Raw genomic sequence first — 16,832 nt, 5'->3', positions numbered from 1 at the left:
GGCAGCGTGGGGGATAGTGAACACATGTCGGGTGGGTTCTGGGGCCGCCTCCTGCGCCGGGAGCAACAGCCGGTCGGTGTCGAAGGCTTCCGGGTGCCACCGGTCCCGACCAGCGACGACCTCTTCGCCGCCCTCGACCGCGTCGAGGCGATGGTGGCGGGCGGGGCCGTGCCCGCGCCGGTCGCCTCACGGGTGCGGCGGGTCGACCGGGTCGTGCGCGACACCATTCCGCGGCTCCCCAGCCTCGGCGCGGGAAGTCCTCAGGCGTACTCCGTGATGGCCACCGCGACCGACTACCTCCCCGAGGCGCTCGGCGGCTACCTGCGTCTCCCGAGGCAGTTCGCGGACAGTCGGCCGGTCGACCGCGGGAAGTCCTCGCTCATGGTCCTCATCGACCAGCTCGACCTCCTCGCCACGACGATGGACAAGGTCTACGACGCGGTATGCCGCGACGACGCGGCCGCGCTCGTGGCTCACGGGCGGTTCCTGGCCGAGAAGTTCGGGACCGCCTCGACGGGCGGCTCGCTCAACGTGGACGCCACGCCCTTGCCGGAGATGCCGGACACGCCGGCCACCCTGCCTGCGGACGAAGACACGGGCAGCCTCGAACGACTCCGGCCGCCCAGTGGACGGGACGCCTCATGAGCGGTCCGAGCCTGAGCGAGGCCGTCGACGCCGCGGCGGCCCTGGCCTCGCACGCAGGGTTGGACGCGGACTCCGCGCGGTCCGAGGCGCTCAGCCTCGCGGCGGCGGTGGCGGAGTCGGCGCCGGGCGCGGCTTCTGACTGGGCGCGGGCCGTCGGTCAGGCAACCACCCAGGACTTCTTCGATGCGGCGAGCCGGGGGCGTCGCTGGCGCGAGTCCCCGACTGCTTCCCTGGGTTCCCTTGTCGCGCAAGGGAACCCGTCGGCCCGCGCGTACGCCGAGGCGCTGGCCGAGGTGGCCTCCGCGGCATGCCAGCTCGGCGAGCCGACGATGCGCGTCATCGGCAACGCCTCGGTGGCGGCCGCGGCCCAGCTCGCAGCGGTCCCCGTCCTTGCCCCCTCAGCTTCCGACCCTTCAGCCCTCACCCACTCGCCACCGGCCCCGTGGAACGCACCATCCGAGGCGACGTCCCCGGCGACGACGACCGCGGCAACGGCGGGCACGCGGCATACGGCATCGGAGACGCCGCCAGCGCCGACCCGGACCGTCGACGAGCTGCTGGCCGAGCTCGACGCCCTGATAGGGCTGGAACGGGTCAAGCGCGAGGTCCACCGTCAGGTGGCCGTCCTGCGGATCGAGCGGCTGCGGACCGACGCGGGGCTGAAGAGCCCCACCATCACCAGGCACCTGGTGTTCACCGGCAACCCCGGCACCGGCAAGACGACGGTGGCGCGCCTGGTCGGGGGCATCTACCAGGCACTCGGCCTGCTGTCCCAGGGCCAGCTGGTCGAGGTCGACCGGTCCGAGCTCGTCGCGGGCTACCTCGGCCAGACCGCGACCAAGACCGCCGAGGTCGTGGCGTCCGCCGCCGGTGGGGTGCTGTTCATCGACGAGGCCTACAGCCTCACGGGGACCGGGATGCAGGGCGACCAGTACGGCCAGGAGGCGGTCGACACCCTCGTCAAGGAGATGGAGGACCGGCGCGACGACCTGGTCGTCATCGTCGCCGGCTACCCGGCACCGATGGAGGCGTTCATCGCAGCGAACCCCGGGCTGGCCAGCCGGTTCCGCACGACGATCGAGTTCGAGGACTACAGCGACGAGGAGCTGGCGGCGATCCTGGTCCAGCTCGCACGCGGCGCCGACTACGAGTTGCTGCCCGAGGCCACCGAGCGGTTCCGCGAGGTGCTCGGCCGCACCCCGCGCGGGAGCAGCTTCGGCAACGGCCGGTTTGCCCGCAACGCCCTCGAGGCGGCCATCGGCGCACACGCCTGGCGGCTGCGTGAGGTCGATGCCCCGTCGCTGGACCAGCTCCGCCAGCTCGTGGCACGGGACTTCGACGAGGAGCCTCTCGAGGAGGGAGCCGCCGGCGGTGTGCCCGCGTCAGAACCGGTACTGACCGCCGCGGATCCCGGCCCCCGTGACCGCACCCTTGGAGGTATGCCGTGACGAGTTCCACGAGCGCGGCGACGGCTGCCCGCGTGAGCCCTTCTCCGGTGCCGGGTGACCGCAGCGCCACCAGCCCCGCACCCGCCACTGCGCCCGACTCGACCTCTGGTTCCGGCTCCCCGTCGGGCCTGGCCGGTCGGCTCTCCCCGCTGCTCGCGACGATCCGGGCCAGCCTGGAGGAGACGCCCGGTCGGATGCGTTGGCTGGCCGCCGTGGGCGTGGCAGTGGCTCTCGCCTTCGGGCTCGCCGGCGGCCAGGCCTTCCGGTCTGCCAGTGGCGCCCTCGAGCGGGCCGGAGCCAACACCGACCAGCTCGTACGGATCCAGGCCATCCAGACCAACCTGGTCCAGGCCGACGCGGACGCCACCAACGCCTTCCTCGTCGGAGGGCTGGAACCGCCTGCCCAGCGTGCCGACTACCTCAGGGCCGTCGCTTCCGCCACCCAGCTCATCGCCGAGGCTGCCCAGCACCAGCCTGCCGACGGTGCCGCTCTCGGCGCGCTCAACCAGGTCCTGGTCACCTACGCCAGTGAGATCGAGAGCGCTCGGTCCAACAACCGGCAGGGGCTGCCGGTAGGCGCCCAGTACCTCAAGGACGCCAGTGCCAACCTGCGGGCCGACGCCCGGCCGATCCTGAAGAACCTGGTTGACGCCAACAACGCGCGCGTCTCCACCGAGTTCGACAACGCCGGTGGTGCCGCGCTGTGGCTGGTCATCGCCGGGCTGCTCGCCCTGGCGGTGCTGGTACTCGAGCTGGTGTGGCTGGCTCGCCGGACCAGGCGCTACGTCAACATCCCGCTCGCGGCCGGCGCCGTCGTGGTCCTCATCGCCCTCGTGGCCGGTGTCCTCGCCCTTGCCGCGGTGGGGCGCACCGTGGACACTGTGCGCACGGGAACCTACGCCGCGACCCTGTCGACCGCGAAGGCCCGGATCGCCGCCTTCGACGCCAAGTCGAACGAGAGCCTGACGCTCATCGCACGGGGCTCCGGCAGCGCCTTCGAGAAGGCCTGGCAGACCTCCGACGCCGCGGTGCGGACCGAGCTCTCACACCTCGGCAACAACCCCGTGTCCGCTGGGTCCGGCGCCCTGTCGTGGCCGACCTACGAGGGCGTGCACAAGCAGATCCGCAGCCTCGACGACAAGGGTGACTGGGACGGTGCCGTGCGACTCGCCACGGGCACCGGGACCGAGGCGGGCAACGGCTCCTTCGCCCAGTTCGACACCGCCTCGGCGCGGCAGCTGTCCAGTTTCAGTGCCGACGCATCCGCGCGGCTGGACGGGGCCCGGACGTGGCTCCCGCTCGGCGGGGTACTCGGTGTGCTGGCCGGTCTGCTGGCTGCGGCCTGCGCCTGGCGGGGCTTCTCGCACCGGCTGGAGGAGTACCGATGAGCCGGCTGGGCGCAGCGGCGCTCGCCACCCTTGCCACCGCCGCGGCGTTGCTGCTGGCATCGTGCGCTGACGCCGGCGTCTACGAGGCAACGCCCGTCCCCGGCCAACAGACCAGCGCGACGTCCACGACTCCCTCTGGGACGGCGACGACCACCCCGGCACCTGCACCGACCAACCCCGACGTGACAGTGGCCAACTGCCTGCAGTCGTATGCGCCCCCACCGCAGCTTCCCCCTCCGGGACAGATGCCCGCGGGCAGCACGATGGCCCGTATCCAGGCGCGTGGGCGCCTCATCGCGGGGGTCTCGGCCGACACGCTGCTGCTCGGCTCACGCGACCCGGTCTCGGGCCAGATCGAGGGCTTCGACATCGACATGCTGCACGCGGTCTCGCAGGCAATCTTCAACAACCCCAACAAGATCGAGCTGCGGGTCATTACGACCGCGCAGCGCCTGCCGGTCCTCAAGGCTGGCAGCGTGGACATCGTGGCGCGCAACATGACCATCACCTGTGACCGCTGGAAGGAGATCGCGTTCTCCAGTGAGTACTACCGGTCTGGGCAGAAGGTGATGGTCCACCTCGGGGACACGGCCCAGGGCGGCGGTCCCATCACGGGGATGGCGGACCTCGTCGGCAAGAAGGTCTGCGCACCCAACGCCTCCACGAGCATGACCAAGCTCCGGACCTTTGCCGGAGTCATCCCGGTCGGCGCGGACACCCACACCGGCTGCCTGGTGCTCTTCCAGGAGGGCAAGGTCGACGCCATCACCGGCGACGACACGGTGCTGGCGGGCCTCGCCGTCCAGGACCCGTACGCCCTCGTCGTCAAGGCACCCGCGTTCACCGCAGAGCCGTATGGACTGGGCTTCAACGCGGCCAACGTCGACTTCGTGGCGTTCGTCAACGGGGTGCTGGCTCAGGTGCGGGCGGACGGCCAGTGGACCAAGAGCTACAACACCTGGCTGTCCGCACTGGGCAAGGCACCCACCCCGCCGGTCGCGGTCTACGGACGGACCCGGTGAACGCCACCATGGCCAACGCCTCGGCTCCCGTGGCACCGGGACGGCTCGGCACGCCCCTGGTCGGCGTGGAGGCGTTGCGGTACCTCGAGGCGCTGGGGGCTTGGCGCGACCAGCGCAAGGGCGAGCTCGACCTCCTGGACGAGGCGGCGCTGCAGGCTCCGGACCAGTCGGCCTTCACCGGCGACCTGACGCTTTCGATGGCGCTCTGGAAGTCGGTCTCGGACCGCTACGACCTGCTGACGGCCACCTGGGACTCCGGGCGCGCGGGGCCGACCGAGCTGGAGCGACTCTCCACGCTCGTCTGGTCCAGGGTCGACACCTCCCTCGCGGTCTCGCTGCCCGAGGCGTGCCGCCTCTCGGACGCGCTGGCGACCTCGTTGCGAGCCCGGCTCGGCATCGACACGTCGCAGGCCGACGTCACCACGCGGGTGCGTCAGCTGCGGGCTGCCGTCGAGCGGCTTAGGGACCTCGTCGACCGCGAGCCCTCCACCGTCGACACGACCGGCTCGGCCACGCAGGCGCGGCTCGCCGCGCGGGTCGACGACCTCAGCGCGCGGTTCCAGCGGGGTGCGGACGTCGGAGGTCTGCTGGGCCCGTTGGAGAACGACGCCGCTCGCGCCGAGCGGGACCTCATCGTCGCTGCCTCCCGGCGCGCGGCCGACTCGCGTGACGCTGCCCGTGCCCAGGCACTGCGCACCGAGCTCGAGGCGCAGGGGGCGGCGCTGCGTGACCTCGCGGCTCAGTGCGTCAAGGAGGTGGCCTCGCCCCCTCGGTTTGCCGTGCCAGACGTCTCGACCCTGGGGCCGGTCCCGACCGACCCCGTCGCGGTCGACGCCTACCTGGTGCGCCTGGACAAGGTCCGCCGCGCCATGACCGTGGCGCAGGACGCGTATGCCGCGGCGCTGTCCGAGCGCGCCGAGCTGCGTGGGCGTCTCGGTGCGTATGCCGCGAAGGCTGCGGCCCTTGCTGCCGCACCGCCGCGCGCCGGGTTCGTGGCCGGGTCTGGGGCAGCGCGAGCGGGAGACCTCGAGGAGCTGGAGACCCGCGCCATGGCGGTGCTCGACCGGACGCCGGTGGATCTGGCCCGCGCGCGGGCTCTCGTCGCGGCATACCAGGCCTATCTCGCCAGCACCCAAAGCCCGCCGCCGCCCTCCACGGGCCGGACCAGTCCAGGAGCGGCGTCATGACCACGACCCTGCCGTGCACCCAGCCGGGCTGCACCGGAACGATTCTCGACGGCTACTGCGACGTGTGCGGCTCGCCGGCCACGGCTGCCGCGCCGGAGGCCGGGTCGGTGCCGACGGCGCCGGCCGGCATCGCCCAGACCCCGTCCACGGTGTCGCGGGCCTCGAACCGGCTCGCCTCCACAGCGCTCGGGTCGGCCCGGACCAGTGGCGGCAGCAAGGTCACCCGTCGTCTGGGCACGTCCTCCCAGCGACTGCGCGGGGCCCGGCTCGGTGCGGGGCTGACCTCGATCCCACCCGTGCCGATGGTCGACGCGGCCAAGGCCGTCCTGGCCGACCCGATGGTTCCCGAGGACCGGCGGACCTGCCCGTCGTGCGGGTCGCCCGTCGGCCGGTCCCGCGACGGCAAGCCAGGTCGGACCGAGGGGTTCTGCCCCACGTGCCGGAACCCGTTCTCCTTCGCGCCGAAGCTGAAGGAGGGCGATGTCGTCGGCGGGCAGTACGTCGTCGCCGGCGCGATCGCCCATGGCGGGCTGGGGTGGATCTACGCCGCGCGCGACCGCAACGTGTCCGACCGGTGGGTGGTGCTCAAGGGCCTGCTGAACTCGGGAGACCCTGATGCGCTCGCCGCGGCGATCGCGGAGCGGCAGTTCCTGGCCCAGGTCGAGCACCCGCTGATCGTCGAGATCTACAACTTCGTGTCCCACGAGGGCGCGGGCTACATCGTCATGGAGTACGTCGGCGGTACCTCGTTGAAGGAGCTGCTCAAGGACCGGATGAAGAAGGCCGGCGGCGTCTACAGCCCCCTGCCGCTGGACCAGGCGATCGCCTTCGTCATCGAGGTCCTCCCGGCCTTCCAGTACCTGCACGACCTCAACCTGGTCTACTGCGACTTCAAGCCCGACAACGTCATCCAGGTCAGCGACGCCGTGAAGCTCATCGACCTGGGTGGGGTGCGCCGGCTCGACGACCTCGACTCGGCGATCTACGGCACGACGGGCTACCAGGCGCCGGAGGTGCCGCAGGTCGGGCCCTCGGTGGCCTCGGACATCTACACGATCGGGCGCGCCCTGATGGTGCTGGCCGCAGAGTTCCGCGGGTATCAGAGCACCTACATCGCCTCGTTGCCGCCCGTCGACCAGACGCCCCTGTTCCAGAAGCACGACTCGTTCTACCGGCTGCTGCTCAAGGCCTGCGCCCCCGATCCTGCGGACCGGTTCGTCAGCGCCGACGAGCTGCGCGTCCAGCTCCTGGGGGTGCTCCGCGAGGTCGTCGCGCTCGACCGGGAGGGAGCGGCCGAGCACTCCACCTCGTCACTGCTCTTCGACGTGCCCACCGTCTCGGACGACTCGCTGGCCTGGCAGCACCTGCCCACCCTGCGCCGGGACGAGGGCGATCCGCAGGCGTCCTGGCTGCGGACGGTGAGCATCGACGACCCCGCACAGCGGCTGGTGGCCCTGGACAGTGCGCCGGCGCCGAGCCCCGAAGTGCTGCTGGCCACCGCCCAGGCAGCTCTGGAGTCAGGCGACTTCGACCGGGTCGACCAGGCCGTCCAGGCCTTGCTCGCGGACGACCCGTGGGAGTGGCGCGCGGTGTGGGTCGAAGGCCTCGTCGCGCTGGCCCGGGGCAGGACGAGCGAGGCCCAGAGCGCCTTCAACGCGGTCTACGGCCAGGTTCCGGGCGAGCTCGCCCCCAAGCTGGCCCTCGCGTTCGCCTGCGAGACCGGCGGCGAGGCCGATGTCGCCGAGGCGCTCTACGTCACGTGTGCCCGGACCGACGCCAACTACATCGCCCCGGCGGCGTTCGGGCTCGCCCGGATCCGCTCCGGGCGAGGTGACATCGACGGCGCCGTCCGTGCCCTGGACCTCGTGCCGGCGACCAGCCGTGCCTTCACCCAGGCCCGCCGTCGGCGCGCCGGGCTCCTCGCCGAGTCGGGTGGTGGGCTGCCGTCGCTCGCCGCAGCCCTGGCGAGCATCGACGACCTGACCATCGACCCGGTCGACCGCTCCCGTTTCCGGGTCGACGTCCTGGAGCTGGCCCTGTCGGTGGTGACCACGCAGGGCGCCGACCCGTCGGTCACCCTCGCCGGTCACCCCGCCTCCGAGCCTGCCCTGCGTGACGGCCTCGAGTCCGCGTACCGCGACCTGGCGACGCACGCCGACAGTCGGCAGGAGCGGGTCCGTCTGGTCGACGAGGCCAACGCGGTGCGCCGCTGGACGCTGCGATGACGGGGACCGCACCTGACCTCGCCGCCGGGGTCACCGGAGCAGAGGCCGGTATGCCGGTGGCGGCAGTGGCGCTGTCCTGTCCCGCATGCTCGGCACCGATCGGCGATAGCGACCGCTTCTGCGAGGCCTGTGGCGCCGAGCTGACTCCCGCCGTGGAGCTGCCGCCGCCGCAGACGGCAACCGTGACAGCCGCTCGGGCCTGCCACGAGTGTGGCGGCGAGGTTGCCCCCGACGGCTACTGCACTCAGTGCGGCGCCGGGGCCGTGAGCGAGCGCGACCACTTCGTCGAGGAGCCGGCACCCTGGGTCGCCGCGGTCTGCGACCGCGGCATCCGCCACGACCGCAACGAGGACGCCGTCGCCCTGCACGCGGGGGCCGAACCGGGCAGCCACGCCGTGCTCGTCGTCTGCGACGGGGTGTCGTCCTCCACCGACTCCGACGTGGCCAGCCTCGCCGCCGCGCGGGCGGCCCGCGACGTGCTCGCCGTCTCCCACCCGCAGGCGCTCGGCACCGCGGCGACCCGGCTGATGGCGACGGCGAGGGCCATGGAGGCCGCCGTGGATGCCGCCAATGACGCGGTCATCCGCCACACCACCGCGGGGCCCGGAAACCCGGCGTCGTGCACGTTCGTCGCCGCGGTCATCCAGCAGTCGCAGCTCGTCGTGGGCTGGGTGGGTGACAGCCGTGCCTACTGGTTGCCCGATGCCGGCGCCGGACAGCTGCTCAGCATCGACGACTCGTTCGCGGCGGAGCAGATCGCCGGAGGGATGTCGCGCGAGGAGGCGGAGAACGGGCCGCAGGCGCATGCGATCACCCGGTGGCTGGGCATCGACGCGCCGGACCACACCCCGCGGACCGCCTCGGTCGACCTGACCGAGCCGGGGTGGGTGCTGGTGTGCTCCGATGGCCTCTGGAACTACTGCTCTGAAGGGGACGCGATGTCAGCACTCCTCCACGAAACGGCCTCGAGGACCGGCTCCGCACCGCTCGACCTGGCCGATGGCCTGGTCGACTGGGCGAACGCCCAGGGTGGCATGGACAACATCACGGCGGCCCTCGCCCGGGTCGGCCCACCGACGACGGCCGGGCCCGCCAACCCCGCCACGACGGCCACCCCCGCCGTGGCGGCCACGCCCGCCACGGCGGCACCTGACACCGCCACCGCTCCAGCCCCCGCGGCATACCAAGAGGAAGGCACGCCAGATGGCAACGTTCTCAGCTGAGGTGTTCCAGAACGAGTTCCTGCCCGATGGCGGGACGGACGTCCACGCCATCGTGACGGTGACCTGTTCCGGTGCAGGCGAGGCGGGTCAGTCCGACTCGGGCGACGCCGGCGAGATCGTCATCGTCGACACCTCCGGATCGATGGGCGGCGACAAGATCGTCGCCGTGCAGCAGGCCGCCGCCGCAGCGCTCGACCAGGTGCTCGACGGTGTCTGGTTCGCTGTGATCGCGGGGAGCCACCTGCCGCGCCTGGCGTTCCCGGTCTCCCCCGAGCCCGCCATGGTGCGGATGGACCCGCAGGTGCGTGCCGAGGCCAAGGCTGCGGTGGGCTCCTTCTGGGCCGACGGCGGCACCGCCATGGGCACCTGGCTGAGGCTGGCGACCCGGGTGTTCTCGTCCGTGCCGAACCTGGCCCAGCGACACGCGATCCTCCTGACGGACGGGATCAACCAGCACGAGACACCGCAGGAGCTCAGCGCCGCCATCGAGGAGGCGAGGGGCAAGTTCCAGTGCGACTGCCGGGGTGTCGGTGAGGACTGGCAGGTGGCGGAGGTTCGCCGTATCGCCACGACCCTGCTCGGCAGCGTCGACCTCATCGCGCGCCCCGAGGACATGGCCGCGGACTTCGAGCAGATCATGCGGCAGGCGATGGGGCGTGGTGTCGCGGAGGCGACCTTGCGGGTGTGGGCGCCGCAGGGGGCGGAGGTGTTGTTCGTCAGACAGGTCTCGCCGACGGTCGAGGACCTCACCGCACGGCGACATGAGGTCAACCCGCTGACGGGTGGCTATCCCACGGGGTCCTGGGGCGACGAGGCCCGCGACTACCACGTGGCGGTGCGGCTGCCCGCGAAGTCGGTGGGTCAGGAACAGCTCGCTTCGCGCGTGCAGCTGGCCGTCGGTGACACGGTCGCGGCCCAGGGCCTGGTCAAGGCAAGGTGGTCCAACGACGACACCCTGACGGCCCGGATCGACCCGGCTGTCGCGCACTACACCGGTCAGGCCGAGCTCGCCGAAGCCATCCAGGACGGCCTCGCTGCAAAGGCCCTCGGCGACACCGACACGGCGACGGCCAAGCTCGGGCGGGCGGTGCAGCTCGCTGCGCAGACCGGCAACGAGGAGGCCACCAGCCGGCTGCGCAAGATCGTCGACATCGACGACCCCGAGACCGGCACCGTCCGGCTGCGTCGCTCGGTGAGCAAGCTGGACGAGATGGCGCTCGACACCTCCTCCACCAAGACCACGCGGGTCAGGAAATGAGCACCGTCACCTGCCCGAACGGGCACGACTCGACCGCGACGGACTACTGCGACGTCTGCGGGGTGCCGATCGCGCAGGAAGGTGGCGCGTCAGCAGCCGGTGCCAACGGTGCCAACGGTGCCAACGGTTCCGGCTCGGGGGCCGGGGCGGTCGGCGCGTCGGGAGCAGCGCCTGACACCGCTCCCGACGGACCGGCCTCGAGCGCGGAGGCAGCGACCCAGGAGTGCCCCAACTGCCAGACCCAGAACGATTCGGCCGCGCTGTTCTGCGAGGCGTGCGGCTACGACTTCACGACCGGGACGATGCCGCGCCCTGCCGAGGCCCCGACCTCGCCGCCGACCTCGTCGCTCGACCTGGACGCGGGGGACTCGGGGGGTTCGGGGGGTTCCGGCGCAGGGTCCGGCGAGGGGCAGACGCCCGCGCCACCGGTAGCTCCGGAGCTCGCCGTCGGCTGGGTGGCCGAGGTGTGGGTGGACCCGGACTGGTACGCGTCGCAGGAGAGCGACGACCCCTGTCCGTCACCGGGGCTGCCCGAGACCGTGCCGTTGCGGCTGCAGAGCCTGCTCATCGGTCGGCCGTCGGTCAGCCGCGGCATCCACCCGGACATCGACCTCGGCAGTGACCCTGGAGTGAGCCGGCGCCAGACCCAGCTGACGACCGATGGGTCTCGGTGGTGGGTCGAGGACCTGGAGTCCTCCAACGGCACCTACGTCGGCTCCGCGAGTGGTCCGCTGCCGGCGGCCCCTCTGCCACCGGGACAGCGGCGCGAGCTCGCCGAGGGCGACCGGGTCTACGTCGGGGCCTGGACCCGGTTGGTGGTGCGGCGCGCGACCGCGGAGGAACAGCAGCTCTGAGCTGCCGAGACTTGGTATGCCGCGTAGCTGCGTGGTGCGTGCTACCGCGGGACTCAGGTCTCGACGCAGAACTCGTTGCCCTCGGGGTCTGCCATGACGACGAGGTCTCCGTCATCGCTGTCGCCGATGACGGAGGCGCCCAGCGCCACCAGTCGGTCAACCTCGGCCTTGACTGGTCCCATCGCGCGAAGGTCGAAGTGCTGCCGGTTCTTGGCGGACTTGCCTTCGGGGACCTTGTGGAACCACAGGTTGGGGCCGCCCCATCCGGGTGGCTCGACCCACGCACGATCGGCAGTGCTGTCCTCGTCGACGTTCGACCCGAGCGCCTCGGCCCAGAAGGCGGCGAGCACCAGCGCGTCGGAGCAGTCGAAGGTCACGGATTTCACGAAGGAAGCCATGAGTACACGTTAGGCAATGCGGTGCCCCGCACCCGTCGAAGCTGGCTAGTCCGCAAGGAGGCCGAGGGTCCTGCTGGCGAGGCTGCGCACGAGAGCCATCTCTTCACTGTCGAGGACTTCGCTGGCCGAGGCATCCACCGGCACGGCACGAAGGGCGGTGTCCAGCTCGCGCAGGCATTGGTCCGGGTGGTCACCGAAGACCTCCGTCTCGCTGTCGAGAGCGGTGCCCAGACCACTGTCATCGAACAGCCGCTCCCAGCACTCTTCGAGCGAGGACTGCCCGGATGGAGTCCGGCTGGTCCAATCCCGACGCTGGTAGTCCTCGTCGGCGAGGTCGCTGAGTGCATCGCGGACCATCTCTTCGTGCACCTGCATCTGGGCAACCTTCCAACATCCGGGTCCTGCACGGGTCCTTTACGGCTCCAGTGTGAGGCTGACGGGCCCCCTTGCGTCCGACAGGGGCGTCGACTCACCGTCCACACGAGGAAGGACCGGACGCGAACGTCCGGTCCTTCCTCGTTGCTGACCGCCGCGAGGCGGCGCGTCGTTGTCCCTTGTCAGCCGAGGTACTTGCTCCACGGGCCGGTGATGGCCAAGGTGATCCCCGGCGTCTGGATGTTCACGAACAACACCTTGCCGTCGTCGCTGAAGGTCGGTCCGGTGAACTCGGAGTACTCCGGGGCCGCCGCCGTGCCGATGTTGAGCTGGTTGCGGGCGATGGCGTACGTCGGGCCGCCGGGCACCGAGCTCAGCACGTGCGAGGCGCCGACGCCGTCCTCGGCGAGCACCAACGTGCCCCAGGGGGTGACGGTCACGTTGTCCGGACCGTCGAACACCATGTCGGAGTACTTGGGGGACGCCCCGGTATCCGAGGTCGTCTGGTGGGGGAAGTAGGTCACCAGCGTGATGGTCTGGTCGCGGTAGGAGTAGAACCACACCATCCCGTCGTGCTTCACCGCGTCGGCGGGCAGGTCCGCGCTGTTGAAGGCGAAGCTGTTGACCACGTAGACGCCGGAGTCGATGCCGTAGACACCCTCGAACTTCTTGCCACGGGTGATCTCACCGGTGAACTGCTTGCGCACCGAGGTGGTCTGGCCGTCCCGCTCGGGGACGTGGACCCAACGGACAGGGAACGGTCGCCCGAGCTGCGCCGAGGTCAGGTAGGCGACGTCCGGCAGGACCGACCCGTCGTCCATGATGATCGCCATCGCCTCGAGCTCACCGGCGGTCGGGCCGAGCTTGGCAGCGATGCCGTCACTGAGCCGGACGCCGGCCGGCGCGGTCCACCGGTAGAACAGCCCGTTCGGGTTGCTGGCGTCCTCGGACAGGTACACCTGGCGGCGGGTGGGGTCGATCGCGAGGGCTTCGTGGGCGTAGCGACCGAAGGCCTTGATCGGCTCCGGGTGTGCCCGACCGTCGGCGAAGACCTCGAAGACGTAGCCGTGGTCCTTGGAGTAGGTGCCGCTCAGACCGCTGCCGGACCAGCTCGCCCCGGCTTTGGTCTCGGTCTCCTCACAGGTCAACCAGGTGCCCCACGGGGTGGGGCCACCGGCGCAGTTGGTCAGGGTGCCCGAGATGCCCACCCACTCGCCGTGGTTGCGGCCCTGGTCGTCGGTCTCGATGACGGTGCAGCCACCGCCCTGCAGAGCGGTCGGGTCGTAGACCGTTCCCTCGATGTGCGGGACGCCGAGGGCAGCCCCCGCGGGGAGCTCGTGGTTCTGGATCAGCCGCAGCCGGTTCTTGGGCGCCTTGAAGACGGCCGTCCCGTCGTGGTTCGACGGCGTCGGCCCTTGGCCATCGCGCATCTGGGTCTGGCCGGCGCGCGTGACGACGGTGTAGCGGAAGCCGGGCGGCAGGGCCAGCAGGCCGTTCGGGTCGTCTACCAGGGGCGGGAACGGGCCGGGCTGCTTGTGGCCGCCGCCGGGGCGACGGTCTGAGGACGACGTCGGCGCGGCCTCGGCGAGGCTCGGCGTGGCACCGGCCACGACCAGTCCCACCCCCGCGGCGGCGCTTCCGGTCAACATGGCTCGACGGGTAGTGGTCATGGACCCTCCAGGGGATTCAAAGTGCGGTGCAGGTCGCTCGTCACCCTCGCCACCAGACCTGAATACAGGCCCGAACCGTTGAGGACCGTTCGGTGACGGGCAGGTGAACGCTTGGGGACACCGCACCATTGCCCGTATGCCGCGTTGCGCCAGGAGGCGCGTACTCACGCGTTGCGTTTATCCCGCCACCGCACGGTCGCTCCTCAGCCATGTTCGCCCCCTGATGCGGCCGCACGACCGAAGGGTCCGCCTCCCACCTTCGTGTACGGGTGTCGAGCGGGCGCGCACGCTTGAGGGAGAGGCCAAATGTGGTGAGCCGACCGAGTCATTCCGCCGCCAGTCAGCGCCCTGAGACGACCGAATCAAGTCGGGCGGTTCGTACGGCGCGTGCGTTCGCTGCTGCGGGCGTAGTTGCTGACCGCTGAAGCGAGTGGCCTGTTGGCAGTAGTTTCGCCCCGTCCAGAAGCGATGAGTCTGGCGGTGGTCTCCGGTCTGTACGTCACACGCATTCATCGCACTCTTAACGGGAGACATCTTGAAGCTTCTTCTCACGTCCGGGGGCGTCACGAACACGAGCATCCGCGATGCGCTGGTCGACTTGCTAGGCAAGCCGATCGCCGACTCCACGGCCCTCTGCATCCCCACGGCGCAATGGGGCCACCCGATGTGTGGGCCGGCCTCGGTGCGTGGCTTCGTCAGTGGCATGACCTCTCTGGGGTGGAAGTCGCTGGGCGTCCTCGAGCTCACCGCACTCCCCAGCATCGGCGAGGAGCGCCGGGTCCCCTGGGTCCGGGAGGCGGACGTCCTGCTGGTGGACGGCGGCGATACGACGTACCTGTGCCACTGGATGCGGCAGTCCGGACTGGCGCAGCTCCTACCGTCACTTCCCGAGACGGTCTGGGTGGGAGTGAGCGCCGGGAGCATGGCGATGACTCCCCGGATCGGTGCCTACTTCGTCGAGTGGCCGTCCGCGCCGGACGACAGGACCCTAGGGGTCGTCGAGTTCTCGATCTTTCCCCACCTGGACGTCTTCCCGGGCAACACAATGGCCGAGGCGGAGCCGTGGGCCGCCGAAATCGCGGGTCCGGCGTACGCCATCGACGACCAGACGGCCATCAAGGTAGACAACGGCACGGTCGAGGTCGTCACCGAGGGGCACTGGAAGCTGCTCGCATAGCCACGGTCAACCACCGCTCAGCGTTTGCCACGTGCCGCCCGCTCCGGCCGGACGCCGGTCCTACCGGCAATCGTCAAGCAGCCGCGAGACGGGCGGGTCGCCTTTTCGACTTTGAAGGTGACCCCGTGGAGATTCCCATCGTCAGTGAGAGGATCACAATCCATTTGTGTTTCCCTTGACGGAGCAGCCGAGCGAAGGACGAGGATGAGGACCCTGCACTTAGGTCTGCGCGTCGAGGAACCCGACCGTTCTCTGGCCTTCTACACGGCGTTGGGGTACGAGCTGCTTGGCACCGTCCCCGAGACCGAGCTGGGCAGCCTGATGATGCTGGCGCTGCCCGGTGACGAGTTCGTGGCCCTGGAGCTCGTGCACGACCCGTCCCGCGGCCCGGTGGAACCCGCTGGCTTCAGCCACGTCGTCATCCAGGTCCAGGACGTGCACGCGACGGTCGCGGACCTGACTGGACGAGGGATCCAGGCTGAGGAGCCCGGATCGCCCGACGGATCCGGAGCCTTCTGGACGGCGTGGGTCGTCGACCCGGACGGCTACCGCATCGAGCTCGTCCAGTGGCCCGAAGGGCATCCCGATGGCATGACGCGGTCCGACCTGGCCGATCCAGGACAGAGCCGGTGAACGGGGCCCGCCCGCGCAGCGCCCGGGAGGTAGTCGAAGAGATGCTCCGACGACAAAGGGCGGGCGACGAGACGTTCCTGGACGACCTCGTGACCGCCGACATGGTCAACCACGCCGCCGGCCCCCAGGGCCGCGAGGGTCTCAGGGCGATCCTGCGCACCATCGACGACGACCTCGGGCCGGTCGAGCTCGAGCAGCACCACCTGATCGGTGAGGGAGACCTCGTCGTCCAGCACGTGACGTTGCACGGAACCCATCGGGCATCCACGATGCCGCTGCTCGCCGACTCACCGGTCACGGGTCGTCCGGCCGCCTGGACCTTCATCCACATCTGGCGGGTCGCCGACGGGATGCTCGTCGAGCACTGGGCTTGCCGCGACGACATGGGCCTGCTCGAACAACTCAGGCCGTCGTGACCGCGGGCGGGTTTACGGTGGGCGTGGTCACGCCTCACGCGGCCAGCGGACCCGAGGCCGAGCTGCCCGCGATAACGCGAGGTCGCGTCAGCACCGTCCTGTTTCGAACCGGGCCGGCACCGGAGGGATCACGGGTGCCGACGGGGACCACTCCAGCCGCCCATGCGCAGCTTCGCGCCTCGACTGAGTCCGCCGCGCTCGACCGGGCAGCAACGGCGTTCAGCGGCAGGAGGCTCGCGGCTGTCGCCCACGCGTCGACGACCTCCGGCTACGTCATCGGCCACCGCGAGGAAGTCCACCTCATCGAACGCCTCTCGCAGCGCTTCGGCGTCCCTGCTGTCGCCAGCTGCGCGGCTGTCGCGGCAGCCCTGCGGACGCACGGGGTCGAGCACGTTCAGCTGGTGCACCCGCCTTGGTTTGACGAGGAGTTTGACGAGCTCGGCGCGGCATACTTCCGCAGACACGGTTTCGAGGCCGTGGTGACCAAGGCACTGGGCCTGCCCGACGACCCGGCCCGCGTGGCCCCGCAGGACGTCATCAACTGGGTCGAGCACCACGCCGAGTACCGGGCCGAGGCGCTCCTTCTTGCCGGGAACGGATTCCGTGCCGCGGACGCGATCGAAGAGCTGGAACTGCGCACAGGTCGACTCGTGCTCGAGGCCAACCAGGCGCTGTTGTGGGCAATCTTGGCTGTTACGGGCATGGGGTGGGACATAACCGGCTACGGCCGCTTGCTCCGGGCAAGCACTTCCACGACGTAATCCGCCGCATCACGATGGCCGATCACACCCGTTCTCAGCTTTCCCCAGAAATCGCCTTGCAGAGCCCAGCGGTCGGCTGGGACAGGCGGACTCAACCTGGCTCCAACTCCGCGGGTACCCGGCACCATCAAACCTGCCCCGGCCCGCGCCCA

General features: G+C 70.8%; 16 protein-coding genes. 13 read left to right on the top strand and 3 right to left on the bottom strand.

Features of this window, described 5'->3' with window-relative positions:
• Window positions 1-24: 24 nt before the first annotated feature.
• Genes EAH86_RS16965 through EAH86_RS16925 form a run of 9 tightly spaced genes read left to right on the top strand, consistent with a single transcriptional unit; the run spans window position 25 to window position 11,250 of the window.
• Complete coding sequence (locus EAH86_RS16965) at window positions 25-645, top strand: hypothetical protein (protein WP_206665869.1); 621 nt, start codon at window positions 25-27, stop codon at window positions 643-645.
• On the top strand, window positions 642-2,093 hold the full coding sequence (locus EAH86_RS16960; protein WP_140742936.1) for an AAA family ATPase: 1,452 nt from the start codon (window positions 642-644) through the stop codon (window positions 2,091-2,093). The genes EAH86_RS16965 and EAH86_RS16960 overlap by 4 nt, the downstream gene beginning before the upstream one ends.
• Complete coding sequence (locus EAH86_RS16955) at window positions 2,090-3,481, top strand: hypothetical protein (RefSeq protein ID WP_206665868.1); 1,392 nt, start codon at window positions 2,090-2,092, stop codon at window positions 3,479-3,481. The genes EAH86_RS16960 and EAH86_RS16955 overlap by 4 nt, the downstream gene beginning before the upstream one ends.
• A complete protein-coding gene (locus tag EAH86_RS16950; protein WP_140742934.1) occupies window positions 3,478-4,503 on the top strand; it encodes a glutamate ABC transporter substrate-binding protein in 1,026 nt (341 codons plus the stop codon). The genes EAH86_RS16955 and EAH86_RS16950 overlap by 4 nt, the downstream gene beginning before the upstream one ends.
• Window positions 4,500-5,690 (top strand): hypothetical protein, encoded by a 1,191-nt coding sequence (locus EAH86_RS16945; RefSeq protein ID WP_241668422.1) that lies wholly within the window; start codon window positions 4,500-4,502, stop codon window positions 5,688-5,690. Before EAH86_RS16950 ends, EAH86_RS16945 begins: the two co-directional genes overlap by 4 nt.
• Window positions 5,687-7,915 (top strand): serine/threonine-protein kinase, encoded by a 2,229-nt coding sequence (locus EAH86_RS16940; protein ID WP_140742932.1) that lies wholly within the window; start codon window positions 5,687-5,689, stop codon window positions 7,913-7,915. The genes EAH86_RS16945 and EAH86_RS16940 overlap by 4 nt, the downstream gene beginning before the upstream one ends.
• The gene (locus EAH86_RS16935; protein WP_206665867.1) at window positions 7,912-9,138 is read left to right on the top strand and encodes a PP2C family serine/threonine-protein phosphatase; all 1,227 of its coding nucleotides are present in this window, start codon (window positions 7,912-7,914) and stop codon (window positions 9,136-9,138) included. The genes EAH86_RS16940 and EAH86_RS16935 overlap by 4 nt, the downstream gene beginning before the upstream one ends.
• Window positions 9,119-10,396: a vWA domain-containing protein gene (locus EAH86_RS16930; RefSeq protein ID WP_140742930.1), complete on the top strand. Its 1,278-nt coding sequence runs from the start codon at window positions 9,119-9,121 to the stop codon at window positions 10,394-10,396. Before EAH86_RS16935 ends, EAH86_RS16930 begins: the two co-directional genes overlap by 20 nt.
• Window positions 10,393-11,250, top strand: coding sequence for an FHA domain-containing protein (locus EAH86_RS16925; RefSeq protein ID WP_140742928.1), 858 nt, complete (start codon window positions 10,393-10,395; stop codon window positions 11,248-11,250). Before EAH86_RS16930 ends, EAH86_RS16925 begins: the two co-directional genes overlap by 4 nt.
• A 53-nt stretch (window positions 11,251-11,303) precedes the next feature.
• Here EAH86_RS16925 and EAH86_RS16920 read toward each other — a convergent pair whose 3' ends face one another.
• The 3 genes from EAH86_RS16920 to EAH86_RS16910 form a co-directional block, all read right to left on the bottom strand.
• Window positions 11,304-11,648, bottom strand: coding sequence for a VOC family protein (locus tag EAH86_RS16920; protein WP_140742926.1), 345 nt, complete (start codon window positions 11,646-11,648; stop codon window positions 11,304-11,306).
• 45 nt (window positions 11,649-11,693) lie between these two features.
• Window positions 11,694-12,023, bottom strand: a complete 330-nt coding sequence (locus EAH86_RS16915) for a hypothetical protein (RefSeq protein ID WP_140742924.1) — start codon at window positions 12,021-12,023, stop codon at window positions 11,694-11,696.
• Window positions 12,024-12,205: 182 nt separating this feature from the next.
• Window positions 12,206-13,693, bottom strand: coding sequence for an alkaline phosphatase PhoX (locus EAH86_RS16910; protein WP_140742922.1), 1,488 nt, complete (start codon window positions 13,691-13,693; stop codon window positions 12,206-12,208).
• Window positions 13,694-14,228: 535 nt separating this feature from the next.
• Between EAH86_RS16910 and EAH86_RS16905 the strand changes: the two genes are divergently transcribed.
• From EAH86_RS16905 to EAH86_RS16890, 4 genes are all read left to right on the top strand, one after another.
• Complete coding sequence (locus tag EAH86_RS16905) at window positions 14,229-14,870, top strand: Type 1 glutamine amidotransferase-like domain-containing protein (protein ID WP_140742920.1); 642 nt, start codon at window positions 14,229-14,231, stop codon at window positions 14,868-14,870.
• Window positions 14,871-15,074: 204 nt separating this feature from the next.
• Entirely contained in the window at window positions 15,075-15,503 is a 429-nt protein-coding gene (locus EAH86_RS16900; protein WP_140742918.1) for a VOC family protein, read from the top strand.
• A gap of 41 nt (window positions 15,504-15,544) precedes the next feature.
• Window positions 15,545-15,919: an ester cyclase gene (locus tag EAH86_RS16895; RefSeq protein WP_140742916.1), complete on the top strand. Its 375-nt coding sequence runs from the start codon at window positions 15,545-15,547 to the stop codon at window positions 15,917-15,919.
• A 134-nt stretch (window positions 15,920-16,053) separates the two neighbouring features.
• Window positions 16,054-16,680, top strand: a complete 627-nt coding sequence (locus EAH86_RS16890; protein WP_140742914.1) for a maleate cis-trans isomerase — start codon at window positions 16,054-16,056, stop codon at window positions 16,678-16,680.
• The last annotated feature ends 152 nt before the right edge of the window (window positions 16,681-16,832 follow it).

The organism is Pedococcus bigeumensis, assembly GCF_006438965.1.
In the GTDB taxonomy this organism is placed as follows: domain Bacteria; phylum Actinomycetota; class Actinomycetes; order Actinomycetales; family Dermatophilaceae; genus Pedococcus; species Pedococcus bigeumensis_A.
Note: the sequence above shows the minus strand (reverse complement) of the source record. Positions and strands in the feature narration are given on the sequence as shown.